Raw genomic sequence first — 25,872 nt, 5'->3', positions numbered from 1 at the left:
TCAGTTATTGGTAGTGCGGTCTGACGCGTGCGATCACTGCTCGCGAGAGCGGACAGTCCGCCTGGTATGCCGAGTGGCGCCGATGCCCAACAGCGCTGCTAGCGTACCAAACCCTGCGACCAGTGAGAGCGGCACCGTGATGTAGGCGAGCGTCCATGCCGTGGGCAACAGCGTCTGCGCGCCATCCGACCTCGGCAGCAGCGGATCGGCGATCGGCACGATCGGTTGCACCTCGGTGCTCTCTTCGGGTGCCTCGACTTCGGCGCGACGGTGCAGGACGATCCAGTCGGCGAGGCTGTCGAGCGGATTCTCGTCGACCTTCGGAACGTCTGCGGTGAGCGCCGCGACGGGGTCGATGAGCCCGTAGCCGTAGAGGGCGCTCGGCACCGTCTGCCCGTTCGGGTCGGCCGTCGATATGAGTCGTTCGATGACGTTGGCCGCATCGAGCTCGGGGTATTCGGCCCGGATGAGCGCGACGAGGCCCGACACGATGGGGGCCGCCCCGCTCGTGCCGTTCCAGAGCACGTAGCCCCCGTCGGGCTGCAGGCCCACGAGCTGTTCGCTCGGCGCGGCCACAGCGATCGTGATGCCCTGCGAGCTCGCATCGAGGCTCGCGTTCTTCGCCTTGTCGACGCCGGCCACCGTCAACACGCCGGGAATCGTCGCCGGCGCGCCCACCTGGCTCGTGCCGCTGCCGCGATTGCCTGCGGCCGCCACGACGACGACGTCGTGCTCGAAGGCGTACATGAACGCGTCGTCCCAGCTCTCGGGCCAGTCGGGCGTGTTGCGGGTCAGCGACATGTTGATGACGTCGGCGCCGTTGTCGACGGCCCAGCGCACCGCCTCGGCGATCTGGTCGTCGTTCGACTTCACGGCGCCCGTGTCCTGGCCGAAGGCGACCGAGATGCTGAGCAGGGATGCCTCGGGCGCGGTGCCGATCATGCCGTTGCCCTCTCCCGTGCCACGGCCGGCGAGCAACCCGGCGACCATGGTGCCGTGCGTCTCGTCTTCGCCGACGGGCGTCTGGCCGTCGGGGGTGCCGAGGCCCGAGACATCCGTGCCGCCGACAACGGCGCCGCGCAGCTCGGCGACGTTGCCGTTGACGCCGGTGTCGATGATCGCCACCGTGACGCCCTTGCCGCGGGTCGTGCTCCAGGCTGTGGTGAAACCGTAGTCGCCGAGCCAGTACTCGTAGTCGCGCACGGGGTCTGCGTGCGCCGGGGCGGCCCCGGCGAGCGCGAGCAGCGACGCCGCAGCGACCGTCGCCGTGGCTCGCGCGATCCACGCGAGCGGACGGCGTCGCGCACGGAGGGTGCTGCGTGCACTGCTGCGGCGGAAACTCACGCGGTCGCTCCCCCATCGGGCCCGACGTCGACACCGGGCTCGACGCCGACACCGGGCTCGACGCCGCCATCGGGCTCGACGTCGTCGACGCCGTAGTCGGGGCAGCGGCACACCGTGGGCGACCAGCTCGAGCGCTCGAGCGCGATGTCGCCCATCGGGTTGGCCCCCGGCCCCGCAGCGAGCGCGTGCGCGGCGACCGCATGCAGGCACTTGACGCGTGTGGGCATGCCGCCGGCCGAGATGCCGGCCAGTTCGGGCACGACGGCGATCGACTCGCGATCGGCGAGGTAGTCGCGGTGTGCGCGTTCGTACGCCGCTGCGACGTCGGGGTCGCTCGCGAGCAGCTCGGTGCACTCGACCATGAGCTGCGCCGCCTCGAGGAACGACATCGCCGCCGTCGCGGCCGGGTGCGAGAGGTAGTAGAAGGTCGGGAACGGCGTGCCGTCGGCGAGCCGCGGAGAGGTGGAGACGACCGTCGGCGCACCGCACACGCAGCGTGCAGCGATGCCGACGACGTCGCGCGCGGGTCGTCCGAGCTGCGCCGAGACGATGCGCACGTCGCGCGCGGTCACGGGCTCGAAGGGCGGGCGGGTCATCGGGTCTCCTCGGCGGCGGGTGCTGCGGGGTCGGCGGGGTCGGCGGGTGGTGTTGCAGGGTCGGTGGCAGGTGGCACGGCGTCTGGCGCCAGCCCCGCGGTCAGCGCGGAGTCGAGCAGGGTGCGCATCCAGTCGCCCTTCGACTCGGTCACGTCGGCAGAGACCTCGGCCGTGGCATCCGCCTTCGCCGCAGCCGTTCGATCGTCGATCACGAGGTAGCTGACCTCTCCGGGCATCACGTAGTAGAGGCGCTCGCGCGCCTGGGTCACGATGAACGTGTCGTCGTTCCAGCGCTCGCGTTCATCACGCAGCCGCTGCACCTCGGTCTCTTGAGCGGAGACGGCGGCACGCAGTTCGGCGATCTGCTGCCGTTGCTGGGCGAACGCCGCGATCGTCGGCGCGAGCACCACGACGGCGAGCACGAGCACTCCCATCATGATGAGCGAGAAACCTGAGAATCGGATGCCGCTGAGCCATCCAGCTCGCACGGCACTCGCCTCTTGCGCCGTGGCGGGCCGGGTCGACCTCGCGTTGCTGCCGGAGCCCGCCTTGGTGCCGGAGCCCGCTTTGGTGCCCGAGCCCGCTTTGGTGCCCGAGCCCGACTTGGCCTTCGCAGCACCGCCAGTCGCCGGCTTCGACCTGGGCTTCGGCGTCGGGGCGGTCGGGCGCCGGGGAACGCGGCCGGAGCGACCCGTTTCGTCGTTCATCGCCCCTCCTCACCGTTCTGCCCGGAAACACGGATGACGGGGGCGGCCACTCGGCCGCCCCCGTCACACTCGAACTGCTGTCTAGGCCGTGTAGCGGGGGAACGCCGTGCGGCCGGCGTACACCGCGGCCTCACCGAGTTCCTCTTCGATCCTCAGAAGCTGATTGTACTTGGCGACTCGCTCGCTCCGGGCGGGCGCGCCCGTCTTGATCTGACCGCAGTCGGTCGCGACGGCGAGGTCGGCGATCGTGGTGTCTTCGGTCTCACCCGAGCGGTGCGACATGACGGCGGTGTAGCCCGAGCGCTGCGCGAGCGTCACGGCGTCGAGGGTCTCGGTCAGGGTGCCGATCTGGTTCACCTTGACGAGGATCGAGTTGCCGGTCTTCTTTGCGATGCCTTCTGCGAGGCGCTTCGGGTTGGTGACGAAGAGGTCGTCGCCGACGAGCTGCAGCTTCGTGCCGAGCTCGGCGGTGAGGGCGGCCCATCCGTCCCAGTCGGACTCGTCGAGCGGGTCCTCGATCGACACGAGCGGGTACGCGGCGGCGAGCTCCGCATAGTACGCGTTCATCTCGGCCGACGTGCGGTCCTTACCCTCGAACTTGTAGACGCCGTTCTCGTGGAACTCGCTCGCCGCGACGTCGAGGCCGAGGGCGATGTCGGTGCCGAGCGTGAAGCCGGCCTTCTGGACGGCCTCGGAGATGAAGTCGAGCGCGTCGCGGTTCGATGCGAAGTCGGGGGCGAACCCGCCCTCGTCACCGAGACCCGTCGAGAGGCCCTTGGCCTTCAGCAGGCCCTTGAGCGCGTGGTAGGTCTCGACGCCCCAGCGGAGGCCCTCGGAGTAGCTCGGCGCGCCGATCGGCAGCACCATGAACTCCTGGATGTCGACGCCGGTGTCGGCGTGCGCGCCGCCGTTGATGATGTTCATCATCGGCACGGGCAGCACGTGGGCGTTCGGGCCGCCGAGGTAGCGGAAGAGCGGCAGGTCGGCCGAGTCGGCAGCGGCCTTGGCGACCGCGAGGCTCACGCCGAGGATGGCGTTGGCGCCGAGGCGGCTCTTGTTCTCGGTGCCGTCGGCCTCGATGAGGGCGGCGTCGACGAGGCGCTGGTCGGCGGCGTCGAGGTCTTCGATGGCGGGGCCGAGGTCGTCGAGCACGGCGTCGACGGCCTTCTGCACGCCCTTGCCGAGATAGCGGTCCTTGTCGCCGTCGCGCAGCTCGTACGCCTCGAAGGCGCCGGTCGATGCGCCCGAGGGCACCGCGGCGCGGGCGAGCGAGCCGTCGTCGAGCAGCACCTCGACCTCGACGGTCGGGTTGCCGCGCGAGTCGAGAATCTCGCGTGCGCCTACAGCTTCGATGATTGCCACAGTGAACTCCTCTGTGATGGGTGGGTATGCAGCGGATGACCCCGTCGTGATCCGCCAGCCAGTCTAGTAATGCTCACGACTGGCGGCTGCGCCGCACGAACTCGCAACACCGCCGCCGTTCGCGCCGAGGCGCGCGCGAGTGGGCGAAGTCGGCGACGCAAACGCGAATGCACCACCAACATCGCCCATTGGCGCAGCGGATGCCGCTGTGAATGCCGAACTGTGGAGAACGGCGCCCGCCACGATGCCGGAACCGCCACGATAACGGCATGAGGAGTCGCCATGAGTAGTGGGCGTGCGATCGGCCCGATCCCGTCCGGCGCAGCGATTCGTACGAGCGAGCATGCGACGTTCGGAACGACACGGGCGAAGCTTCGCGGTGGTCGGGTGCAGCATCCGTTCACCGGAGTGAGCACGTCGAATCTCGATCTCGACTCGATCGTCGATCTCTGTCGCGCCTACGAACAGCTGCTTCGCACCGGCGAAGCATTCAGCCACACGACGGCGGCGCTCCTCTACGGCGCTCCGCTGCCCGCCGCGCACGCCGCGTTGCGCCCACTCCATGTCCTGAGCCCGACACCGACTCGTTCCCGCACCGGCGGAACAGTGGAGCATCGCTCGCGTGCCGGGTTTCCCGTCGTGCTCCGTTTCGGGCTGCCGGTCGTCGAGCCGGTCGCGATGTGGCTACAGCTCGCGTCCGCCATCAGCCGCGAAGACCTGACGGCGGTCGGCGACTTCCTCGTCACCGGGGTGCTGCATGGTCGCGCACGCGAGCCGGCGCTCGCCGACCACGCCGCGTTGGCTGCCGCGATCGACGTCGGCACCGGGGGCCGAGGAATGAGTGGTGCGCGATGGGCGCTGGAGCGCATCCGGGTCGGAGCGGCGTCCCGCCCCGAGACGCTTCTCCGCCTCGTGATGGCAGCGGCGGGTCTTCCCGAACCGGTCATCGGACCGGCCGTCGTCGTCGCGGGCGGCACCCTCACGCTGCACCCCGATCTCGCCTATCCCGAACTCCGTCTGGCGATCGAGTACGAGGGCGACGGCCATCGAGACCCGGCGCGATGGGAACGGGACATCGAGCGACGCGAACTCTTCGAAGACGCGGGGTGGCGGGTCATCAGGGTGACCCGAAACGCGCTCTTCCGCGATCCCGATGCCCTGATCGCGCGCATCCGTCGAGCGAGGATCGCGCGCGCGGCCGACTGACGCGTCGAGTGGGCGATCTTGGCGACGTCCATCGCTCCGAGCCGCCAACTTCGCCCACTCGGCCGCGCTGCTGGGTGAGCGGCACCCGCCAAGGTCCGGGGTACTACGCGCCGAGGTCGCGGAACGCGAGCGACGCGGCATCCGTCGTCTCGGCCCCGACCTGGGCGAAGGCGTCGAAGCCGTCGGCGGTCACCCGGTCGAGCAGGGCGCGCAGGTTCTTCACGCGTCGCTCGAGGCGCACTCGGGTTCCGGATGCCACGAGCTCGCGCTTCAGCGCGAGCAACTGCGCCGACGCGACATCCGCGTCGTAGACGAGCACGACGGCGCGCGGGCGCGCCTCGTCGCGCACGGCGAGCAGATCGACGATGCGCTCGAAGCCGATCGAGAAGCCGCACGCCGGCACCTCCTGGCCGAGGAAGCGCCCGATCATGCCGTCGTAGCGGCCGCCGCCGCCGAGCGAGTACCCGTGATCGGGGTGCGCGATCTCGAAGATCGTGCCCGTGTAGTAGCCCATGCCGCGCACGAGGGTCGGGTCGAACTCGATCGCGGCATCGGGCAGCGCGTCACGCAGCGCGAGCAACTCGGCGTACGCGTCTCGGTCGAGCCAGCCCGGCGGCGGCACGACGCCGTCGTGCAGGCGCCAGTCGGCGGTCGTCAGCGCCTCGAGCTCGGCCGCGACATCCGCATCGCTCGAGACGATGCCGAGCTCGGCGAGTTCGGATGCCACTCCCCCGGTACCGATCTTGTCGAGCTTGTCGATCGTGATGAGGGCGCGCTCGCGCAGCTCGTCGGGCACGCCCCACGAGCTGAGGATGCCGGCGAGGATTCGCCGGTCGTTCAACCGGATGGTCGTGCCGCCGAGTCCGAGCGCGTCGAGCGTCGCCACGGTGGCGGTGAGCAGCTCGAGCTCGGCGAGCGGCCCGGCCTCGCCGATGATGTCGATGTCGCACTGCACGAACTGGCGGTAGCGCCCCTTCTGCGGGCGCTCGGCGCGCCAGACCGGTGCGATCTGGATCGACCGGAACACGGGCGGCAGCGCGGCGCGGTGCGTGGCGTAGAACCGGGCGAGCGGCACCGTGAGGTCGTAGCGCAGTCCCAGGTCGGCGAGCGAGAGCGCGTCGCCGGATGCCGCAGCGGCCGCCAGGTCGTCGGCGCTGAGCGCCCGCTTCATCACCGCGAAGGCGAGCTTCTCGTTGTCGCCGCCGAGCCCGGCGTGCAGGCGCGAGGCATCCTCCATCACGGGCGTCTCGATCTCGTCGAACCCGTGCGCCGTGTACACCTCGCGGATCAGCCCGAGGGCGTGCTCGCGGCGGGCCTTCGCAGCGGGGAGGAAGTCGCGCATTCCGCGCGGTGGGGTGACGGATGCGGCCATGCCGACCATTCTTCCAGCACGCGGGCGTCGACCACGGCGCACGGCCGTCGTCGGCCCGCATCGGACCGCTTCAGCCTGCTTCAGCCCGCGTCGAGGTCGACGCCCCTGGCCGCCGCCGCCCGGCGCAGCGCGTCGGCCTCGTCGATGCCGACGGCGAGGTAGACGTGCAGGCCCTCGGCGTCGTCGCGCACGAGGTACTCGACGTCGCTCGTCACGATGAGCTCGTCGTTCCCGTCGAGGTAGCTCCAGCGCACGCGCACCATCGAGATGACGTCGGTGAGCGCGCTCACGGCCCGCAGCTCGGGCACGATCCCCTCGAAGCCGAGTCGGCGGTAGAGCGGGAACGACGACGAGAGCCCGGTCGCCATGTCGGCGCGGCTCTCGAGCGCGCCGGCGAAGTCGTCGGTGATGACCATGCCGGGCAGACCCCAGAGCCGGGCGGTGGCGTCGGCGTCGAAGTCGCGCTGCGCCTCGGCGTAGACGTCGAAGAACTCCTCGAGCCGCCAATCCTCGATGCCCATGCCTCTCCCTCCGGCGCCGTGTTTCGTCCGACGGTACGCCCGCGCCACCGCATCCGCTATCTTCGGTTCTCTCGGCCGCGGTCCGCGGGCACCGAGATGGCGAGAATTCGAGGACGGAGCACCCGCATGAGGATCCTGGTGATCGGCGCGACCGGCGTGCTCGGCGCCCGCACCGCACGGCTGTTGGCCGCAGCGGGCCACGAGGTGTCGGGCACCAGCCGCGGCACCGCGAGGCTCGCAGCGCTCGAGGCCGACGGCATCCACGGCATCGCGATGAACCTGCTCGACCGCGCCTCGGTGGACGCCGCGATCGCGGAGAGCCGACCAGACGCGATCGTGCATCTCGCGACCGATCTCGCCGATCTCGACTACGCGGGCAACGCGCGGCTGCGCACCGAGGGCACCCGCACGCTCGTCGATGCCGCGCTCGACGGCCGCGTAGACCGGGTGCTCGCCGAGAGCGTCTCATGGACGACGAACGACCCGGCCGTCGAGTCGCTGGAGCGCGACTTGGCCCGGGTGCCAGCGGGTGTGGTGCTGAGCTTCGGACTGCTCTACGGCGCGGACACCTGGTACGCACCCGACGGCGCGTTCACCGCTCAGGCCGCGACGGGCGTCGTCGAGGGCATCACGCCGGTCACGAACTGGGTGCACGTCGACGACGCCGCCTCGGCGGTGCTCCCTGCCCTCGACTGGCCGGCCGGACCGGTCGACATCGTCGACGACGAGCCGGCCGAGCTGCTCGACTGGGCCTCCGTGCTCGCCGGGAGGGCAGGGTTCGACGGTGCGGTGCAGGCGACGAGTCGCGGCGGAGGCCGCCTCACCGACAACGCCCTGGCGCGTTCGCGCGGGTGGGTACCGACCCGGCCGAGCTGGCGCGACGGGCTCGGACTGGCCTGAGCGAAGTCGGGCGTCAGCTGGCGCGCGGCTCCTCGGCGCTGCGCACCTCGTCTTCGAGGGCGCGCACGGCGGTGCGCAGCGCGCGCTCGGCGTCGAGTCCCTGCGATCGAGCGGATGCCACGAGCCCGAGCAGCTGCCGGCCCAGCTCGTCCTCCGTTGCCGGCGAGGCTTCCGCCGAGGCATCCGTCACGCCGACCTTCTCAGCCTTGCCGAGCACCTTCTGCGCGAGCGCAAGTGCGGGCATGCCGCGTGGGATGCCGTCGAGCACGCTCGTGCGGTGCGGTTTCTCGTCGGCCTTCAGGTCGTCCCAGAAGGCGACGACGTCGGCCGCGGTCTCAGCCTCGCGATCGCCGAAGACATGCGGATGCCGCGACACCATCTTCGCCGTCATATGGCGCGCGACGTCGTCGATGTCGAATTCTTCCCCCGGAGTCGTGGCTGCGAGGTCGGCGTGGAAGAGCACCTGGTAGAGCACGTCGCCGAGCTCTTCGATCATTTCCTCGCGACTGCCCGACTCGATTGCGTCGATGAGCTCCCAGCTCTCTTCGACGAGGTACTGCACGAGGCTCTCGTGCGTCTGCTCTGCGTCCCACGGGCAGCCGCCCGGCGCTCGGAGCAGGGCCACGGTCTCGATGAGTTCGTTCAGTCCGGAGTGCGCTGCGCCCATACCGGCAGCCTAGGTCGCTCAATGCACGACGGCGAGCAGCACGCCCACGGCGATGAACAGCGAACCGAAGACGCCGTTCAGCGTGCGCTGGCCCCGCACCGAGCGGGTGAACCGCCGCAGGCTGTGCGCGGCCACCGCGAAGAATCCCCACATCACGATCACGTCGACGACGACGACGGTCAGGCCGACGATCAGGTACTGCGGAAGGAGCGGGAGCTCGGGGCGGAGGAACTGCGGCAGGAACGCGAGGAAGAACACGATCGCCTTGGGATTCAGGAGGTTCACCCAGACCCCCCTGCGGAACATCGACCAGCGCGACTCGAGGCTCGGGCTCGGCGCCCGCAACGCGACATTCGTCTCGCCTCCCTCGGCGCGATCGCCGTCATCGGCGCCGCCCGGCGGCTGCGGCTTCGCGAGCAGCTGCCGAATGCCGAGGTAGACGAGGTAGGCGGCGCCCGCATAGCGGATGACCTCGAACGCGACCGGCGAACGGGCGACAAGGACTCCGACGCCGGCGGCGACGATCAGGATGTGCACGATGAGGGCGACCTGCTGGCCGATGATGCCCCAGATCGAGCGGCGGAACCCCGCGTTCAGGGAGTTGCCCATCGTGTTGATCGCGCCTGCGCCCGGGGTGAAGCTGATCACGAAGCAGGCGGCGAGCAGCGTCGCCCAGAGCGAGAGGGTCACTGCACCAGCGTAGGCGCGGCGCACGGGCTCGAACGCCCTCGCCCGTAGACTGCACTGAGGAGCGCCGGGAAGTCTGGTCGGCCGATGGGAGACCGTCGTCACCCCTCGATCGACCTCGCAGACGCACTCGGCTCAGCTCGAACCCAGCGCAGCTCGTGCCGGCTCGTCCGAACTGGAGTCCAATGAACTTCCTCCGCTCCGAGCGCTGGTCAGCAGCCCTCCTCCTCATCGCCGCCGTGCTCGGCCTCGTGCTCGCCAACCTGTCGCTCGGGCCGGCGCTCATCGAACTGAAGACCGAGCATCTCGATCTGCCGTGGCTCGGCCTCGACCTTTCGGCCGGCCACTGGATCAGTGACGGGCTGCTCGCCGTCTTCTTCTTCATCGTCGCAGTCGAGCTGAAACGCGAACTCGTCATCGGCGAGCTCAACACGATGTCGAAGGCGCTGCTGCCCGCCATCGCGGCGGTCGGCGGCGTCGTCGTGCCCGCGCTGATCTTCCTCGCCTTCACCGTGGGCACTCCGACGGCCGACGGCTGGCCGATCCCGACGGCGACCGATATCGCCTTCGCGCTCGGCGTGCTCGCGATGTTCGGCCGGTGGATCCCGACCCGGGTGCGTGTGTTCCTGCTCGCGCTCGCGGTGCTCGACGACCTCATCGCGATCCTCATCATCGCCTTCTTCTTCACCGCCGACGCCGACCTCGCTGCGCTCGGCTTCGCGGGCATCGCCATCGCCCTCTTCGGCGCCGTGAGCCGCATGATGAAGCCGCGCTCGGCGTGGATCCTGGCACGGCGTCCGCAGTGGCCCATCGCGCTCGTGCTCATCGTGCTCGGCGTGCTCGCGTGGTACTTCGTCTACCAGTCGGGCGTGCACGCGACGATCGCGGGCGTCGCCCTCGGCCTCGTGATGGCCCGCCGACCCGGCGGGCGGGCCGTGCACGCGCTCGAGCCGTGGTCGAACGGCATCATCCTGCCGCTGTTCGCCTTCTCGGCGGCGATGGTCGCGGTGCCGCAGGTGCGGCCGAGCGAGCTCGACCCGGCCTTCTGGGGCATCCTCATCGGCCTGCCCGTCGGCAAGATCATCGGCATCATGCTCGCCGGCATTCTCGGCGCCCTGGTCGTGCGGCGCCGAACGGGCACTCCGCTGACACTCGGCGACCTGCTCGTCGTGGGCGCCCTCGGTGGCATCGGCTTCACGGTGTCGCTGCTCATGAACGAGCTCGCGTTCGCCGGCCTGCCCGAGGTCGCCGACGAGGGCACGCTGGCGGTGCTGCTCGGTTCGGGCATCGCGATCGTGGTCTCCGCGGTGCTCGTGAGCCTGCGCTCGGCGCAATACCGCCGGCACGGTGCTCGCGAGGGTGTCGGCGGGGCGTTCTCGCGATGAGCACGCATCGCGAGCTGCCGTTCCGGTCGGAGGGCCCCGAACCGGCCAGCCGGTACCTCCGGGCGGAGTTGCACGAACGCCGCCTGCGTGGAATCCGCAAGGCGATTCACGTGACCCTGCTGCTCGCCGGCGAGACCACGGGAATCGGCGGACCGTCGATCGCCGACCTCGTCGTCGTGCGCACCGGCACGGATACCCCCGTGATGCGCACCAAAGCCGGCTCGCTCGACGAGGCCGACGCGCTGCTGCGCACGATCAACGCCGACCTCGAGCGCATGTCGGTCGAGGAGTTCCTCGCCGAGTGGGGCCACCTGAAGCCGTAGCGAGCGGATGCCGCGTGGCTCGCCGGCTCAGCCGGCGGCGTGCTCAGCCGGGGTGCCGTTTGCTCAGCCGGTGGTGCCGGAGTTCGCGGGCGACGTCGGCGCAGCGGCATCCGTCGCCGGAGCTTCTGGCACCGGGAAGATCGTCTCGACCAGCCGCGACACCCACTCGATGAGGTCGCCGTCGTTCGGCAGCTCGCCGTTCACGACCGGGAACGGTACGAGGATCACGTCGTTCTGGGCGAACTGCTTCGCGCCCGGGTACATGCGCTCGAGTCGCACTCGACGTGAGTCGGGTATCGTCGCCGGCGCGATGCGGAGCTTCGAGCCCGTGGCGATGACATCGGAGAGGCCCGCGCGTTGCGCCGCCCGGCGCAGGCGGGAGATCGAGACGAGGTGCTTGACCTGCTCGGGCGGTTCGCCGTAGCGGTCGACGAGCTCGTCGACGACCTGGTCGATCTGCCCCTCTTTGGCGGCGGGCCCGCTCGCTGCTGAGAGCTTCTGATAGGCCTCGAGACGCAGTCGCTCGCTGTCGACGTAGTCGTCGGGGATGTGCGCGTCGACCGGCAGTTCGAGCCGGAGTTCGGTCTGGCCGGTCGCGACGTCACCGCGGAATGCCGAGACCGCCTCGCCGATCATGCGGAGATACAGGTCGAACCCGACGCCCGCGATGTGCCCGGCCTGCTCGGCGCCGAGCAGGTTGCCGGCGCCGCGGATCTCGAGGTCTTTCAGCGCGACCTGCATGCCGCTGCCGAGTTCGTTGTTCGCGGCGATCGTCGAGAGCCGGTCGTGCGCGGTCTCGGAGAGCGGCTTCGCCGGGTCGTAGAGGAAGTAGCCGTACGCGCGCTCACGACCACGCCCCACGCGGCCGCGCAACTGGTGCAGTTGGCTGAGCCCGTACTTGTCGGCCCGGTCGATGATGATCGTGTTCGCATTCGTGATGTCGAGACCGGTCTCGATGATCGTCGTCGAGACGAGCACATCGAACTTGCGCTCCCAGAAGTCGTTCACGATCTGCTCGAGCACGTGCTCGTTGAGCTGGCCGTGCGCCACCGCGATGCGCGCCTCGGGCACGAGCTCGGCGAGCTGCGCGGCTGCGCGATTGATCGACGAGACCCGGTTGTGCACGAAGAAGACCTGCCCCTCGCGCAGCATCTCGCGCCGGATCGCCGCACCGACCTGCTGCTCGGAGTAGGGCCCGACGAAGGTCAGGATCGGGTGCCGGTCTTCTGGCGGCGTCGCGAGCGTCGACATCTCACGGATGCCGGTGACCGCCATCTCGAGCGACCGCGGGATCGGCGTTGCGCTCATCGCGAGGATGTCGACATTGGTCTTCAGTTTCTTGAGCGCGTCTTTGTGCTCGACGCCGAAGCGCTGCTCCTCATCGATGATCACGAGGCCGACGTCTTTGAAGATCACCTTCTCGGTGAGGATGCGGTGGGTGCCGATGACCATGTCGACGGTGCCGTCGGCGAGGCCCGCGATGGTCTCGCGGGCCTCCTTGTCGCTCTGGAAGCGGCTGAGCGCGCGCACGTGCACGGGGAATCCGGCGAATCGCTCGTTGAACGTCTCGAGGTGCTGCTTGACGAGCAAGGTCGTCGGTACGAGCATCGCGACCTGCTTGCCGTCTTGGATCGCCTTGAACGCGGCGCGCACCGCGACCTCGGTCTTGCCGAAGCCGACGTCGCCGGCGAGCAGGCGATCCATGGGGATCGACCGCTCCATGTCGGCCTTGACCTCGTCGATCGTCTGCAGCTGATCGGGCGTCTCGGTGAAGGGGAAGGCCTCTTCGAGCTCGTGCTGCCACGGGGTGTCGGGGCCGAACGCGTGCCCCTTCGACGCCATGCGCGCCGAGTAGAGCTTCACGAGTTCGACGGCGATGTCGCGCACGGCCTTGCGAGCGCGGCCCTTGGTCTGCGACCAGTCGCTGCCGCCCATCTTCGAGAGCGTCGGGGCCTCGCCGCCGACGTAGCGCGAGAGCAGGTCGAGCTGGTCGGTCGGCACGAAGAGCCGGTCGCCGGGCTGGCCGCGCTTCGAGGGGGCGTACTCGATGACGAGGTACTCGCGCACCGCCGTGGGCGCCTGCGCGATGCCGGCGGTGCGACTCGGCCCCTTGGGCCGCGAACCGGTGGCGACCTCGCGCTGCACCATTTCGATGAACCGGCCGATGCCGTGCGTCTGGTGCACGACGTGGTCGCCGGCCTTCAGCTGCAGCGGGTCGACGACGTTGCGCCGACGGCTCGCGAGCTTCTTGCCCTGTCGGGCGTCGTACCCGGCGGCGCGGCCGTAGAACTCGGCCTCGGCGAGCAGCCCCAGCTTGATCTCGGGCACCTCGTACCCGCGAGCGGCATCGGCCTGCACGAGGTAGGCGACGCCGGGTTCGAGTGCAGCGGGCACCTCGTCGACGAGTCGGGCAGCGAGACCGGCTTCGGCGAGCACGTCGCGCGCGCGCTCGACGAGGCCGTGACCGGCGGATGCCACGACGAGGCTCCATCCCGCACGCAGGCGTTCGGCGGCGTGCTCGACCGCGCCGGCCACGTTTCCCTGGAAGCTCGGCATCGCGTTGGCAGCGAGTCGCACCGTCGTCGATGCGCCGGCCGCGTGCACCGCAGCCTCGCCACCGGCAGCTGCGACGACCTCGGCGGCGTCGCCGATGTCGAAGCCCGAGAAGTTCCACCACACCCGGCCGGGATCCGGCATGCCCGGCGCACTGAACAGCGCGGCGTCGCGAAGCTGTCGCACGGTGAGGAAGTCGCCGGCCGCGAGGTCGATCGGGGCGTCGGCGCCCGCGGTCGCCGCGCTCCAGGCGGCGCCCAGGAACTCGCGGTTGGTCTCGCCGAGGCTGACCGCTCGGCCGGCAACCCGCTCGGGCGCGAGCACCGCGACGGCCGCACCCTGCGGCAGGTAGTGGGTGAGCGGCACGAGCCGTTCGAGCAGCGCAGGCGCAAGCGACTCCATGCCCTCGACGGGGATGCCCTCTGCGACCTTCTCGAGCAACTGCGACAGGCTCGGGAACTCGTGCACCATCTCTCGCGCACGCTGGCGCACGGGCCCGGTGAGCAGCAGTTCGCGGCTCGGCGGCAGGGTCACGCGCTCGATGACGTCGGGCAGCGACCGCTGGTCGGCCACCGAGAATGCGCGCAGCTCTTCGACCTCGTCGCCGAAGAACTCGACGCGAACGGGGTGGTCGGCCGTGGGCGGGAACACGTCGAGGATGCCGCCGCGCACCGCGAACTCGCCGCGCCGCGCGACCATGTCGACTCGCGCATATGCGAGGTCGACGAGCTTCACCGCGAGCTCGGAGAGGTTGTAGCCGCGCCCGCCGGCGACGAGCTCGACCGGGTCGAGCGACGCGAGGTTGTCGGCGAGCGGTTGCAGGGCGGCACGAACCGAGGCGACGACGACGAGCGGATGCCGCGAGCCGGCCTCTGCCCAGTCGTGCATGCGCCGCAGCGCATGCAGCCGGCGGCCCACCGTCTCGGCCGAGGGGCTCAGTCGCTCGTGCGGCAGCGTCTCCCACGCGGGGAACTCGAGCAGTTCGGCGTCGTCGCCGAGATAGGGCGCGAGCGACGCCTGCAGCGACTCGCCCTCGCGGCTCGTCGCGGTGATGACGAGCAGTGCCGGCGGGAGCCCGGCCGCTGCACGGCGCTGCACGAGGCCGGCGAGCAGCGGAGCGTCGAGACCCGCCGGAGCGGAGAAATCTGCGTTGCGCTGGGCTTCTGCGAGTGCGGCGTCGACGGTTTCGGCACGCGAAAGCGCCGTGAGAAAGCCCTGGAGGTTCACCCGTCGAGTCTACGCGGCGCCCCCGACACGATGGCCGGCCGCCGAAGCACGATGCCCGTCGCCCGTCGCCGATACGATTGCCGGGCACGTCGAACGCCAGGAGGCTCCCGCACATGATCATCGCCGCCGCCGATGGATCGGCCCTCGGAAACCCAGGTCCGGCCGGCTGGGCCTGGTACGTCGACGACACCTGCTGGGCCGCCGGCGGCTGGAAGCACGCCACGAACAACCAGGGCGAGCTGAAGGCCGTGCTCGAGCTCTTCCGCGCCACGGCGCACGTCGACGACGAGCTGCTGGTGCAGTGCGACAGCCAGTACGTGATCAACTCGGTGACGAAGTGGATGCCCGGCTGGAAGCGCAAGGGCTGGCGCAAGGCCGACGGCAAGGCCGTCATGAACGTCGAGCTGCTGCAGGAGATCGACGAGGCCATCTCGGGCCGGCGCTACCGCTTCGAGTGGGTGAAGGGCCACATCGGCCACGAACTCAACGAGGCGGCCGATGTGCGTGCCCGCGCGGTCGCCGAGGCGTACCAGCGCGGCATCGCGGTGCCGAGCGGGCCGGGCTGGAACGCCCGAGTCGAGACCGACACCGCGGCATCCGCTGCGCTCGAGCCGGTCGTGCCCGAACCGGCGCTCGTCGAGCCGGCGCTCGTCGAGCCGACGGTCGTCGAGCCGGCGCTGATCGAGCCCGTCGATCTCGGCGCACCCGAGATCAGCATCACCGCACCCGAACTCGACGACGCCCTGTTCAGTCTCGACGAGGTCGCCGAAGCGTGGCACAGCATCACGCTCGAGCTCTCGACCGAAGAGCTCGACCGGCTGCGGCTCCGCGCACAGGCCGATGGCGTGTCGCCCGAAGACTTCCTCCGCGGCCTGATCTGAGCCGCGCCAGCCGATCAGCTCGGCGCGTGGAACCGCTGCTGCGCGGCGACGAGCCCGTCGCTCGCGACCGCCTCGACGGCGTCGGCTGCGTCGGACAGCAGGTTGGGCAGGGCAGCGCGCTCGGTGCCCGAGAAGTCCTTGAGCACGAAGTCGGCGGGGTCCTGGCGGCCTGGCGGTCGGCCGATGCCGACGCGCACGCGCAGGAACGGCGCGGCATCCGTCGCCTTCTGGATGTCGCGGAGCCCGTTGTGCCCGCCATGGCCGCCGCCCTGCTTGAGCCGCACGGTGTCGAAGGGCAGGTCGAGTTCGTCGTGGACGACGATGAGTCGGTCGGCATCGAGCGAGTAGAACTTGAGCAGCGCCGAGACCGGCCCGCCCGAGGTGTTCATGAAGCTGTTGGGCTTGGCGATCACGAGCTTCGGGCCGCCCGGACGCAGAAACCCCTCGGCGACGCGAGCGGGTGTCTTGTGGCTCTTGAACGGCGCGCCGATGCGAGCGGCGAGCTCGTCGGCGACCATCTGGCCCACGTTGTGCCGGTTGCCGGCGTACTGCGCGCCGGGATTGCCGAGGCCGACGACGAGCCAGGTGTTCTCGGCCAACGTGGTGTCCTTCCGGCGGGCGTGCAGCAGGTCGAGGAATCCCATGCGACCTCCAGGTGGGTGAGAAGCAGCAGGGCCCCGCGCCCCGCATTCCGAGCGTACCCGGATGCAGGGGGCGAGGCCCCGACGCGTGATGCCCGCTGTTACTCGGCCGACTCCGCTGCGGCCTCGTCGGCTGCGGCCTCGGTGGCCTCGCCCTCGGCAGCGGCCTCGGCGGCCTCCTCGCCGAGGTCGACCTTCTGCGGCGTGTGCACGTTGATGACGAGCGCCTCGGGGTCGGAGAGGAGCGTGGAGCCCTTGGGCAGTTCGACGGCGCCCGCGAGGATCTGCGTGCCCTCTTCGAGGCCCTCGACGTTGACGACGATGCGCTCGGGGATGTGCGTCGCCTCTGCCTCGAGCGAGAGGGTGTGCTGGTCGACGTCGGCGATGGTGCCGGGGGCGGTCTCGCCCTCGAGGTGCACGGGAACCTCGACCTGAACCTTCTCGCCCTTCTTGATGACGATGAGGTCGAGGTGCTCGATGACCTGGTGCACCGGGTCCTTCTGCACGTCCTTCACGAGGGCGAGCTGGCTCTTGCCGTCGATCTGCAGGTCGAGTACGGCGTTGGCCTTGCGCAGGATCAGGCCGATCTGGTGCGCGGGCAGCGCAATGTGCTTGGGGTCGGTGCCGTGGCCGTAGACCACCGCGGGGATCTTGCCGGTGGCGCGCAGCTTGCGGGCGGCGCCCTTGCCGAACGATTCGCGGGTGTCAGCGACGACCTTGTTGTCTTCGTCCATGATGTCTCTCCTTGCGGGCTCGCGGCCCAGATCGTGTGTCTGTTGTTTTCGACTCGAACGCGCGCAGCCGATGTGCGCAGAAGCGTGAGGAAAAGCCGTGGAGCCTGCTCCTACCGCGTCGATCACGGATGCCCTCGCGCCCGCTCTCGCGGACGAACCAGGGCCTCCCTCGCCGAAGTTCACGATCATCGCCCCCGAGGGAACAGATGACCGACCATGAAGTCTACCAGCCCGCTTCGCGCGCGAAGTGCAGGAGGAGCCGGTCGTGAGGTCTCACAGCAACACCGCGCAACGGTGAGGGCGGCTCACACTACGCTGGAAGACGAACCCCACCCCTTGTCGAGGAGATATTCGTGCCTGTCACCCCTTCAGCAAACATCGGCGTCGTCGGCCTCGCGGTCATGGGGTCCAACCTCGCCCGCAACCTCGCGAGCCGTGAAGGCAACACGGTCGCCGTGTTCAACCGCTCGCCCGTGCGCACGCACACGCTGACCACCGAGCACCCCGAGGCCGGGTTCGTCGCGTCAGAGACCTACGACGACTTCGTCGCCTCGCTCGCCAAGCCCCGCACGGCGATCATCATGGTGCAGGCCGGCAAGGGCACCGACGCGGTCATCTCCGAGCTCGTCGCCCGCTTCGAGCCGGGCGACATCATCGTCGACGGCGGCAACGCGAACTTCCACGACACCATCCGGCGCGAGTCCGAGATCAGCCCCACGGGCGTCCACTTCGTCGGCACCGGCATCTCGGGCGGTGAAGAGGGCGCGCTGAACGGCCCCTCGATCATGCCCGGCGGCAGCGTCGAGTCCTACCAGACGCTCGGTCCGATCCTCGCGTCGATCGCCGCGGTCGCCGAGGGCGAGCCGTGCGTCACCCACGTCGGCACCGACGGCGCCGGCCACTTCGTGAAGATGGTGCACAACGGCATCGAGTACGCCGACATGCAGCTCATCGCCGAGGCCTACGACCTCATCCGCCAGGGCACCGGCAAGAGCCCGGCCGAGATCGCCGACATCTTCGCCGAGTGGAACACCGGCGAGCTCGAGAGCTACCTCATCGAGATCACCGCAGAGGTGCTGCGCCAGACCGATGCCGCGACCGGCCAGCCGCTCGTCGACGTCATCCTCGACGAGGCCGGTGCCAAGGGCACCGGCGCATGGACCGTGCAGAACGCCCTCGAGCTCGGCGTGCCGACCTCGGGCATCGCCGAGGCCGTCTTCGCCCGCAGCCTCTCCTCGAAGCGCGCGCAGCGCGAGGCGGCAGTCGACCTGCCCGGCCCCTCGACCGAGTGGAAGGTGGCCGACGCCGACGCCGCAGCCTTCATCGAAGACGTGCGCCGCGCACTCTACGCGTCGAAGATCATCGCCTACTCGCAGGGCTTCGACGAGATCGTCGCCGGCGCAGAGCAGTTCGGCTGGGATGTGAAGAAGGGCGACATCGCGAAGATCTGGCGAGCCGGCTGCATCATCCGCGCCCGGTTCCTGAACCGCATCGCCGACGCGTACGCCGACGATTCCGCGCTCGTCGCACTCGTCACGGCACCCTACTTCCGCGACGCCGTCGCGGGCGCTCAGGAGAGCTGGCGCCGCGTCGTCGCGATCGCCGCCCAGGCCGGCATCCCGACGCCCGCGTTCTCGTCGTCGCTCGCCTACTACGACGGTCTTCGCGCACCGCGGCTCCCCGCCGCGCTCATCCAGGGCCAGCGCGACTTCTTCGGCGCGCACACCTACAAGCGCGTCGACAAGCCGGGCGTCTTCCACACCCTCTGGTCGGGCGACCACTCAGAGATCGAGACGACGCCCTCCTCGCACTAGCAGGCAGGCGAGAGCCGAGCGGGCGCCGGCCAGGCGCCGCGGCGAGCGAACAGGAACGAGTGGAGCAGACACGTGGGTGAGCCGAAGTGGCGCGAAGAGGGCGAAGAGCCCGATTACCGCTTCACGCTCGCGAACGAACGCACCTTCCTCGCCTGGATCCGCACGGCGCTCGCCCTGCTCGCCGGCGGCGTGCTGCTGCACCAGTTCGCGACCGAACTCGACCCGCGCGTCGTCGTGACCGTGCTCTCGACTGGGCTCGGCGTCGTCGCGGCCGTGCTCAGCGTCGTGTCGTACACGAGGTGGCGTGCGAACGAGATCGCGATCCGGCGCGGCCGGCCGCTGCCGTTCAGCTGGGTGCTGCCGGGTCTCGCCGCGGTGTGCCTCCTGACGAGCGCCGTGCTCGTCGTGCTGCTGCTCGTGACATGACGGCTCACAGCATTGCGGCAACGGGCGATCCGGGTCTCCAGCCCGAGCGCACGGCCCTCGCGTGGAGCCGCACCGCGATGGCGCTCGCGGTCAACGCCCTGTTGTCGATGCGTGCCGGTCTCGTGGCCGGTGAGCCGTGGCTCGTCGTCGTCGGGGTGCTGCTCTTCGCGGCATCCGGCGGCGCCATCGCGATCGGCACCGTGCGCCGCCGTCAGTTGGCAGGCGACCGGCTCGTCATCACTCCCCCGCGTGGCGCGCTCGCCGGTGTCGCCCTCGCGACGCTGCTCGCGAGCGTCGGCGGCATCGCCTCGATCTTCCTCGGAGGCGGCTGATGAGCGAGACGCCTTCCGAGCTGCAGGGCTTCGACGACGACGACGCCCGCGGCCCCGTCTACGGCGAACGGCGACGACGGGCGCTGCGCATCACCGTGCTCATCGCGCTCGGCGCCCTCGTGCTGCCGCTCGTGCTCTCGATCTACGGCGTGGCGCATTCGGCGGCGCAGCGGGCATGCGCGGTGTACGTCGCGCAGTTCGACACGGATGCCGCGGGCGCACGCGTCTCGTTCGACCTCTTCGGCCGTGGTGGCGCGGGCTGGCAGTGCTACGCGGTCGGCGAAGGCGGAAGCGAGATCCTCATCGCTGGACTCGGACTGCTGCCGGGCGCCCCGCGCCCGGTCGACCCCGACGAGCGCGACGCCTGAGCGACTATTCGGCGGCGTCGCGCTCGTCGGGGAACACCCGTTTGTACGTGCGCCCATCGGGCAGCTCAACGCTCTCCGCGCGCAACAGGCCGCGCGTGACCCGCTGGTAGATCGCCTGCGGCGTGACGCCGAGCTGCTTCGCCGCGTCGGCGACCGAGAGGCCCGGCAGATCGGTCGGCACGCTCGAAGGCCGCTCGCGCTTGCGCTTGCGGCTCGCCTCGTGACGATCGGCGATCTCGGCGTCGTCGCCGGCCCAACGGTACTTGGCGGCCGACGGGCTGAGGCCCGCTGCATCCGCGATCTCATCCCACGTGCGGCCGTCGCCGAGTGCCTCGCGCACCGCCGAGAGCATGGCCGGATCGGCCTCGAGCGCCGCGATGAGCGAGCGGATGCCGCGGAGCCGCTCGAGCGGCGAGGCATCCGTCTCATCTGCCGAGTCGTGCCCGGCGAGTCCGTCGAGCGTCAGGAGCTCGGCGAGTGCTCGGGCCGATTCAGCGGAGAGGAACGACACGTCGGCCCCGTTCAGCCGTTCAGGAGCCCGTTGCGCACCTCGCGGCGCAGCACCTTGCCGATGAGCGACTTCGGCAACTCGTCGGCCTGCATGACCCGGCGCGGCACTTTGTAGGGGGTGAGCCCCCCGCGCGCGAAGTCGCGCAGGGCCGCTTCGTCGAACGTGGCCCCGTCGCGAAGCACGACCACCGCGACGACCTCTTCGCCCGAGTGATCGTCGGGGACGCCGACGACGGCGACCTCGGCGACGTCGGGGTGGCCCCGCAACGCCTCTTCGACCTCACTCGGGGCGACGTTGAAGCCGCCCGTGATGATGAGCTCCTTGATGCGGTCGACGATGCGCACGAAGCCCTCGTCGTCGATCGAGACGATGTCGCCCGTGCGGAACCAGTCGGCGCCGCCGTCGGTGGCCGGCACGAAGACGGCCTCGGTCTCTTCGGGCTTCTGCCAGTAGCCCGAGAACACCTGCGGACCGCGCACGATGAGCTCGCCCTCGGCGCCGGCCGCGACATCCGTGCCTGGCGACTCTGGCTCGACGACGCGCACCTCGGTCGACGGCAGCGGCAGCCCGACGGTGCCGGCCTTGCGGTTCGGGGCGACGGGGTTGGCCATCAGCACGGGCGAGCACTCCGAGAGGCCGTAGCCCTCGACGAGATAGCCGCCCGTCTCGGCCTCCCACGGCTCGACCACCGAGGCCGAGAGCGGCATGGCGCCCGAGATGGCGATGCGGATGCCGTCGAGCGAGACGCCTTCGGCGACCGCGGCCTTCGTGAGCCGGTCGTAGATCGGCGGCACTGCAGGGAGGAAGGTCGGCGGATGCGGCTTCACGACCTTGAGCACGAGATCGGGATCGAACTTCGGGAAGAGCACGAGACGCGCGCCCATGCTCATCGCGAAGGTGAGGCAGAGCGTGAGCCCGTACGCGTGGAACATCGGCAGCACGGCGTAGACCACGGCGGTGCCGCGCTCGATCTCGGGCACCCAGGCGCGGGCCTGCGCGGCGTTCGCGCTGAGGTTCTCGTGGGTCAGGGTGGCGCCCTTCGGGCTGCCGGTCGTGCCGCTCGTGTACTGGATGACGGCCACGTCGTCGACCTCGGGCCCGATGATGTGCGCATCGATCGGGTCGGCGCCGACGATCTTCTCCCACGTCGTCGTGCCGCGCACGCTCGTGGTGAGCGCCGCGCGCGACTCGCGGGCCTTCGCGATCGGCAGCCGCAGCATGGCGCGCATCGTGAACGGCATCGCCCGGGTCACGTCGACCGAGATGATCGTCTGCACCGCGACATCCGCCGGGAACGCCTGGATGGTCTCGACCACGTTGTTCCACGCGATGACGACGCGCGCGCCGTGGTCTTCGAACTGGTGGCGAAGCTCGCGAGGCGTGTAGAGCGGGTTGTGCTCGACGACGATCGCGCCGAGCCGCAGCACGGCGTAGAACGCGACGATGTGCTGGGGGCAGTTCGGCAGCACGAGCGCGACGGGATCGCCCTTCTGCACCCCGAGCAGCCGCAGCCCTTCGGCGGCACGCTCGATCTGCTCACCGAGTTCGGCGTAGCTCGTGGTGCGCCCGAAGAATTCGAGCGCGACGTTGCCGGGGTAGGTCTCGACCGAGGATCGGATGAGGTCGGCGAGCGAACCGGTCTCGGCCGGGAGGTCGCTCGGCACGCCCTCGGCGTAGCTCGAGAGCCAGGGGCGAGGCGTGGTGATCGTCATTTCGGCGGGCCTACGCCGCGCCGTCGAACATGCTCGTGACCGAGCCGTCTTCGAACACCTCGTGGATGGCGCGTGCGAGCAGCGGCGCGATCGGCAGCACCGTCAGGCGATCCCAGCGCTTCTCTTCGGGAATCGGCAGGGTGTCGGTGACGACCACCCGATCGATGAACTCGCTCTGCAGGATCTCGGTGGCGGGGCTCGAGAACACCGCGTGCGTCGCGGCGACGACGACGCCGATGGCGCCGTTGGCCTTCAATGCCTCTGCGGCCTTCACGATCGTGCGGCCGGTGTCGATGAGGTCGTCGACGAGCAGGCAGACGCGGCCGTTGACGTCACCGACGATCTCGTGCACCGAGACCTGGTTGGGCACGAGCGGGTCGCGCCGCTTGTGGATGATCGCGAGCGGGGCACCGAGCTTGTCGCTCCAGATGTCGGCGACGCGCACCCGGCCCATGTCGGGCGAGACCACGGCGAGCGTCGTGGGGTCGAGCTTCTCCTTGAAGTACTCGAGCAGCACCGGCATGGCGAAGAGGTGGTCGACGGGGCCGTCGAAGAAGCCCTGGATCTGGGCGGCGTGCAGGTCGATCGACATGATGCGGTCGGCGCCGGCGGCCTTGAAGAGGTCGGCGACGAGTCGGGCAGAGATCGGCTCGCGGCCGCGGCCCTTCTTGTCTTGCCTGGCGTACGGGTAGAAGGGGGCGACCACGGTGATGCGCTTGGCCGATGCTCGCTTCAGCGCATCGATCATGATGAGCTGCTCCATGAGCCACTCGTTGATCGGCGAGGTGTGCGACTGGATGACGAAGGCATCGGATCCGCGCACGCTCTCGTCGTAGCGGGCGTAGATCTCGCCGTTGGCGAAGGTTCGCGCGTCGGTCGGAACGAGATCGGCTCCGAGTTCTTCAGCGATCTCGATGGCGAGCGAGGGGTGCGCACGGCCCGACACCAAGACGAGGCGCTTGGATCCGGTGGTTTCGATTCCGGGCATTTCTGTCCTCTCCACCCGCCTCGGCCGGTGCGTCAGTCGGCGGCGGGGCCCGATGCCTCTGCGGCGGCCTCGGCTGCGTCAGCTGCCGCGGAGCCGGCCCGGTGCGTCTGGACCCATCCCTCGATGTTGCGTTGCGGCGCCACATTCACGGCGAGCGCCCCGGCGGGAACGTCTTTGCGGACGACCGTGCCGGCGCCCGTGTAGACGCCGTTGCCAATCCTAACGGGCGCGACGAAGACGCCATGCGAACCGGTGCGCACATGCGAGCCGATCTCGGTGCGGTGCTTGTTCACGCCGTCGTAGTTCGCGGTGATCGAGCCGGCGCCGACGTTCGACTGCTCGCCGATCGTGGTGTCGCCGATGTACGAGAGATGCGGCACCTTGCTGCCCTCGCCGATATTCGCGTTCTTCGTCTCGACGAACGCGCCGATCTTGCCGTCGGCGCCGAGAACGGTGCCCGGTCGTAGGTAGGAGAAGGGTCCGACGGATGCCCCGGCGGCGATGACCGCGAGGGTGGCATCCGTGCGCTTGACCTCGGCGTTCTCGCCGATCTCGCAATCGCGCAGTGTCGAGTCGGGGCCGACGATCGCGCCGGTGGCGATCGCGGTGGCCCCCTTGAGCTGCGTGCCCGGGCGGATGGTCACGTCGGGCTCGATGCGCACCGCGAGGTCGATCCAGGTCGTCGCCGGGTCTTCGATCGTGACGCCGTTGAGCTGCCAGCCGCGCACGATGAGCGCGTTCAGGCGGGCGGCGGTCTCGGAGAGCTGGGCGCGGTCGTTGATGCCCGCCACGAGCCACGGCTCGGAGACGGGCACGGCCTCGACCTCTGAGCCGGCGGCGCGAAGCAGGCCGATCACGTCGGTGAGGTACTTCTCGCCCTGGGCGTTATCGGTCGTGAGGTTCGCGAGCTGGTCGCGCAGCGCCGCCGCGCCGAACGCGTAGATGCCGGCGTTGATCTCGGCGATCGCGCGCTCGTCGTCGCTCGCGTCCTTCTGCTCGACGATGCGGTCGAAGAGCCCGGCGGGGTTGCGCACCACGCGGCCGTAGCCGTTCGGGTCGTCGTAGACCGCGGAGAGCACGGATGCCGCCACGGCATCGGCACGGTGCTGGCCGAGGAATGCGGCGAGGGTGTCGGCATTGAGGAGCGGCACGTCGCCGTTCAGCACGAGCACCTCGCCGTCGAAGTCGTCGGGCAGTGCTGCGAGCGCCTGCTCGACGGCGCGGCCCGTGCCCGGGATCTCGTCTTGGTCGACGATGATCGTGCCGGGCAGCTCGGCCTCGACCACGGCGGCCACGAGGTCGCGCTCGTGCCGCACGACCGCGATGATGTGCGAGGCATCGAGCGCACGAGCTGTTGCGAGCACGTGGGCGACGATCGGAGCACCCGCCAGCGGGTGCAGCAGCTTCGGCACCGCCGACTTCATGCGAGTGCCCTGGCCGGCGGCGAGAACGATGATGGCGAGGTTCTGGTCGGTCATGCGCGCGTATTCCTATCGCTGTCTGCGGGGTGCGTTGGGCGGCCGTTTCTGCTCCGCCACCAGGATTCGAACCTGGACCGAACAGCTCCAAAGGCTGCCGTGCTGCCGTTACACTATGGCGGATCGCTGAGGGCCATCGCCCATCTGCGACATCCAGTCTGCCATGAGCGGGCGGGCACTCCGTGGCATCCGGCCAGTCACGTGGCGATCATCACGAGATAATGACGGGATGACCGATGCTGACGAGGTCGACCGGATCGTCGACGACTGGGAGCGCGAACGCCCCGACCTCGACTTCTCACCCCTGCAGGTGCTCTCGCGCGTCGCGCGGCTCGCGAAGCACCTCGATCGGGCGCGCCGGCAGGCCTTCACCCGCTCTGAGCTCGAGGCATCGGAGTTCGACGTGCTCTCCGCGCTCCGGCGGGCGGGCACGCCCTACCGGCTCTCGCCGAAGCAACTGCTGCAGCAGACGCTCGTCTCGAGCGGCACCATGACGAACCGTATCGACCGTCTCGTGGAGCGCGGCCTCGTGCACCGCCAGACCGACCCGAACGACGGGCGCGGCATCCTCGTCGAGATGACGCCGGCCGGACTCACCAGGGTCGACGCGGCGATCACGCGACTCGTCGACGCCGAGGCGGAGCTGCTCGGCAGTCTGCCCGCGGCCGAGCAGAAGCGACTCGCGGGGTTGTTGCGCAAGCTCAGCCTCGGCTTCGACTGAAAGAAGTTCTCCACAACCCTCGAACATACGTTCGATTTCCGGTAGGCTGGCAGCATGCCGATCGCACCTCGAAACGCCACCTCATCCGGCATTTCGCTGAACGTCGGTCATGGTCTCGAGCTTGGGGCGTCGCCGTATGCGAGGGCGCAAGACGGGTTGGCGCAGCTGGTCGAGGCTGCGGTGCACGCGCAACGCATCGAGGCGATGCATGCCGCGATGCGGGTCGACGTGATCTTCCTGACCGTGTCGTACGCGCTGCACGCCGAGCAGGCGTTCGTGGCACCCAGCCTGTCACCGGTGCGGCGGCGTGAGATGGCGCGGCGCAGCGTGACCGCCGAACTGGCGACCGCACTGCACGTGCCCGAACGCACCATGCAACGCCAGATCGACGACGCCTGGGTGTTGTCCACCCAGCT

General features: G+C 70.0%; 26 protein-coding genes and 1 tRNA gene. 11 read left to right on the top strand and 16 right to left on the bottom strand.

What is annotated here, in order from left to right:
• Positions 1–33: 33 nt before the first annotated feature.
• The 4 genes from H521_RS0116895 to eno all read right to left on the bottom strand — a co-directional run bounded on the left by H521_RS0116895 (position 34) and on the right by eno (position 4,009).
• Positions 34–1,344, bottom strand: a complete 1,311-nt coding sequence (locus H521_RS0116895) for a S8 family serine peptidase (RefSeq protein WP_022894200.1) — start codon at positions 1,342–1,344, stop codon at positions 34–36.
• Positions 1,341–1,940: a DUF501 domain-containing protein gene (locus tag H521_RS23980; protein ID WP_022894199.1), complete on the bottom strand. Its 600-nt coding sequence runs from the start codon at positions 1,938–1,940 to the stop codon at positions 1,341–1,343. The genes H521_RS0116895 and H521_RS23980 overlap by 4 nt, the downstream gene beginning before the upstream one ends.
• Positions 1,937–2,647, bottom strand: coding sequence for an FtsB family cell division protein (locus tag H521_RS25930; protein WP_022894198.1), 711 nt, complete (start codon positions 2,645–2,647; stop codon positions 1,937–1,939). Before H521_RS25930 ends, H521_RS23980 begins: the two co-directional genes overlap by 4 nt.
• Before the next feature lie 81 nt (positions 2,648–2,728).
• A complete protein-coding gene (gene eno, locus H521_RS0116880; protein ID WP_022894197.1) occupies positions 2,729–4,009 on the bottom strand; it encodes a phosphopyruvate hydratase in 1,281 nt (426 codons plus the stop codon).
• A gap of 408 nt (positions 4,010–4,417) precedes the next feature.
• Here eno and H521_RS23970 point away from each other — a divergent pair, with 408 nt between their 5' ends.
• A complete protein-coding gene (locus H521_RS23970) occupies positions 4,418–5,215 on the top strand; it encodes an endonuclease domain-containing protein (RefSeq protein ID WP_169514009.1) in 798 nt (265 codons plus the stop codon).
• A 103-nt stretch (positions 5,216–5,318) separates the two neighbouring features.
• On the opposite strand, the gene hisS is transcribed toward H521_RS23970, so the two are convergent.
• Together hisS and H521_RS26145 are read right to left on the bottom strand one after the other, a co-directional pair.
• Entirely contained in the window at positions 5,319–6,587 is a 1,269-nt protein-coding gene (hisS, locus tag H521_RS0116870; RefSeq protein WP_026482413.1) for a histidine--tRNA ligase, read from the bottom strand.
• Between the two features lie 80 nt (positions 6,588–6,667).
• Positions 6,668–7,108 carry a DUF6841 family protein gene (locus H521_RS26145; RefSeq protein ID WP_022894194.1) on the bottom strand — a complete coding sequence of 147 codons (441 nt, stop codon included), beginning with the start codon at positions 7,106–7,108 and terminating at the stop codon, positions 6,668–6,670.
• 126 nt (positions 7,109–7,234) lie between these two features.
• On the opposite strand from H521_RS26145, the gene H521_RS26140 reads away from it, so the two are divergent.
• Positions 7,235–8,008, top strand: coding sequence for an NAD-dependent epimerase/dehydratase family protein (locus tag H521_RS26140; RefSeq protein ID WP_022894193.1), 774 nt, complete (start codon positions 7,235–7,237; stop codon positions 8,006–8,008).
• Positions 8,009–8,021: 13 nt separating this feature from the next.
• Here the strand turns inward: H521_RS26140 and H521_RS0116855 are convergent, their stop codons facing one another.
• Both H521_RS0116855 and H521_RS0116850 read right to left on the bottom strand, forming a co-directional pair.
• Entirely contained in the window at positions 8,022–8,675 is a 654-nt protein-coding gene (locus tag H521_RS0116855; protein WP_022894192.1) for a nucleoside triphosphate pyrophosphohydrolase, read from the bottom strand.
• Positions 8,676–8,693: 18 nt separating this feature from the next.
• Positions 8,694–9,365 (bottom strand): LysE family transporter, encoded by a 672-nt coding sequence (locus tag H521_RS0116850; RefSeq protein WP_022894191.1) that lies wholly within the window; start codon positions 9,363–9,365, stop codon positions 8,694–8,696.
• Positions 9,366–9,547: 182 nt separating this feature from the next.
• Here H521_RS0116850 and nhaA point away from each other — a divergent pair, with 182 nt between their 5' ends.
• Positions 9,548–10,747: a Na+/H+ antiporter NhaA gene (gene nhaA / locus H521_RS23965; protein WP_022894190.1), complete on the top strand. Its 1,200-nt coding sequence runs from the start codon at positions 9,548–9,550 to the stop codon at positions 10,745–10,747.
• On the top strand, positions 10,744–11,070 hold the full coding sequence (locus H521_RS25155) for a hypothetical protein (RefSeq protein ID WP_022894189.1): 327 nt from the start codon (positions 10,744–10,746) through the stop codon (positions 11,068–11,070). Before nhaA ends, H521_RS25155 begins: the two co-directional genes overlap by 4 nt.
• 63 nt (positions 11,071–11,133) lie before the next feature.
• Here H521_RS25155 and mfd read toward each other — a convergent pair whose 3' ends face one another.
• The gene (gene mfd, locus H521_RS0116835; RefSeq protein WP_022894188.1) at positions 11,134–14,850 is read right to left on the bottom strand and encodes a transcription-repair coupling factor; all 3,717 of its coding nucleotides are present in this window, start codon (positions 14,848–14,850) and stop codon (positions 11,134–11,136) included.
• 113 nt (positions 14,851–14,963) lie between these two features.
• On the opposite strand from mfd, the gene H521_RS0116830 reads away from it, so the two are divergent.
• On the top strand, positions 14,964–15,731 hold the full coding sequence (locus H521_RS0116830; protein WP_022894187.1) for an RNase H family protein: 768 nt from the start codon (positions 14,964–14,966) through the stop codon (positions 15,729–15,731).
• A gap of 14 nt (positions 15,732–15,745) precedes the next feature.
• On the opposite strand, the gene pth is transcribed toward H521_RS0116830, so the two are convergent.
• Together pth and H521_RS0116820 are read right to left on the bottom strand one after the other, a co-directional pair.
• The gene (pth, locus tag H521_RS0116825) at positions 15,746–16,375 is read right to left on the bottom strand and encodes an aminoacyl-tRNA hydrolase (protein WP_022894186.1); all 630 of its coding nucleotides are present in this window, start codon (positions 16,373–16,375) and stop codon (positions 15,746–15,748) included.
• A gap of 98 nt (positions 16,376–16,473) precedes the next feature.
• Positions 16,474–17,106 carry a 50S ribosomal protein L25/general stress protein Ctc gene (locus H521_RS0116820; protein ID WP_211215514.1) on the bottom strand — a complete coding sequence of 211 codons (633 nt, stop codon included), beginning with the start codon at positions 17,104–17,106 and terminating at the stop codon, positions 16,474–16,476.
• Between the two features lie 353 nt (positions 17,107–17,459).
• Between H521_RS0116820 and gndA the strand changes: the two genes are divergently transcribed.
• The 4 genes from gndA to H521_RS23955 all read left to right on the top strand — a co-directional run bounded on the left by gndA (position 17,460) and on the right by H521_RS23955 (position 20,046).
• Positions 17,460–18,920: an NADP-dependent phosphogluconate dehydrogenase gene (gene gndA / locus H521_RS0116815; RefSeq protein ID WP_022894184.1), complete on the top strand. Its 1,461-nt coding sequence runs from the start codon at positions 17,460–17,462 to the stop codon at positions 18,918–18,920.
• Positions 18,921–18,992: 72 nt separating this feature from the next.
• Positions 18,993–19,346 carry a YidH family protein gene (locus H521_RS0116810; RefSeq protein WP_022894183.1) on the top strand — a complete coding sequence of 118 codons (354 nt, stop codon included), beginning with the start codon at positions 18,993–18,995 and terminating at the stop codon, positions 19,344–19,346.
• Positions 19,343–19,678, top strand: a complete 336-nt coding sequence (locus H521_RS0116805; protein WP_022894182.1) for a DUF202 domain-containing protein — start codon at positions 19,343–19,345, stop codon at positions 19,676–19,678. Before H521_RS0116810 ends, H521_RS0116805 begins: the two co-directional genes overlap by 4 nt.
• Positions 19,678–20,046, top strand: coding sequence for a hypothetical protein (locus tag H521_RS23955; RefSeq protein ID WP_022894181.1), 369 nt, complete (start codon positions 19,678–19,680; stop codon positions 20,044–20,046). Before H521_RS0116805 ends, H521_RS23955 begins: the two co-directional genes overlap by 1 nt.
• 4 nt (positions 20,047–20,050) lie before the next feature.
• Here H521_RS23955 and H521_RS0116795 read toward each other — a convergent pair whose 3' ends face one another.
• From H521_RS0116795 to H521_RS0116775, 5 genes are all read right to left on the bottom strand, one after another.
• A complete protein-coding gene (locus tag H521_RS0116795) occupies positions 20,051–20,557 on the bottom strand; it encodes a hypothetical protein (protein WP_022894180.1) in 507 nt (168 codons plus the stop codon).
• Between the two features lie 11 nt (positions 20,558–20,568).
• Positions 20,569–22,269 (bottom strand): long-chain-fatty-acid--CoA ligase, encoded by a 1,701-nt coding sequence (locus H521_RS0116790; protein ID WP_022894179.1) that lies wholly within the window; start codon positions 22,267–22,269, stop codon positions 20,569–20,571.
• A 10-nt stretch (positions 22,270–22,279) separates the two neighbouring features.
• Positions 22,280–23,257, bottom strand: a complete 978-nt coding sequence (locus tag H521_RS0116785; RefSeq protein ID WP_022894178.1) for a ribose-phosphate diphosphokinase — start codon at positions 23,255–23,257, stop codon at positions 22,280–22,282.
• A 32-nt stretch (positions 23,258–23,289) separates the two neighbouring features.
• Positions 23,290–24,735 (bottom strand): bifunctional UDP-N-acetylglucosamine diphosphorylase/glucosamine-1-phosphate N-acetyltransferase GlmU, encoded by a 1,446-nt coding sequence (gene glmU / locus H521_RS0116780; protein WP_022894177.1) that lies wholly within the window; start codon positions 24,733–24,735, stop codon positions 23,290–23,292.
• A 51-nt stretch (positions 24,736–24,786) separates the two neighbouring features.
• Positions 24,787–24,858 (bottom strand) — tRNA-Gln (locus H521_RS0116775).
• A 106-nt stretch (positions 24,859–24,964) separates the two neighbouring features.
• On the opposite strand from H521_RS0116775, the gene H521_RS0116770 reads away from it, so the two are divergent.
• Together H521_RS0116770 and H521_RS23950 are read left to right on the top strand one after the other, a co-directional pair.
• Positions 24,965–25,456 (top strand): MarR family winged helix-turn-helix transcriptional regulator, encoded by a 492-nt coding sequence (locus tag H521_RS0116770; RefSeq protein ID WP_022894176.1) that lies wholly within the window; start codon positions 24,965–24,967, stop codon positions 25,454–25,456.
• Between the two features lie 54 nt (positions 25,457–25,510).
• On the top strand, positions 25,511–25,872 hold a 362-nt coding region (locus tag H521_RS23950), incomplete at its 3' end, for a hypothetical protein (RefSeq protein WP_040424869.1).

The organism is Agromyces subbeticus DSM 16689 (assembly GCF_000421565.1).
Classification (GTDB): domain Bacteria; phylum Actinomycetota; class Actinomycetes; order Actinomycetales; family Microbacteriaceae; genus Agromyces; species Agromyces subbeticus.
This window is presented reverse-complemented; position numbering and strand designations above follow the sequence as displayed.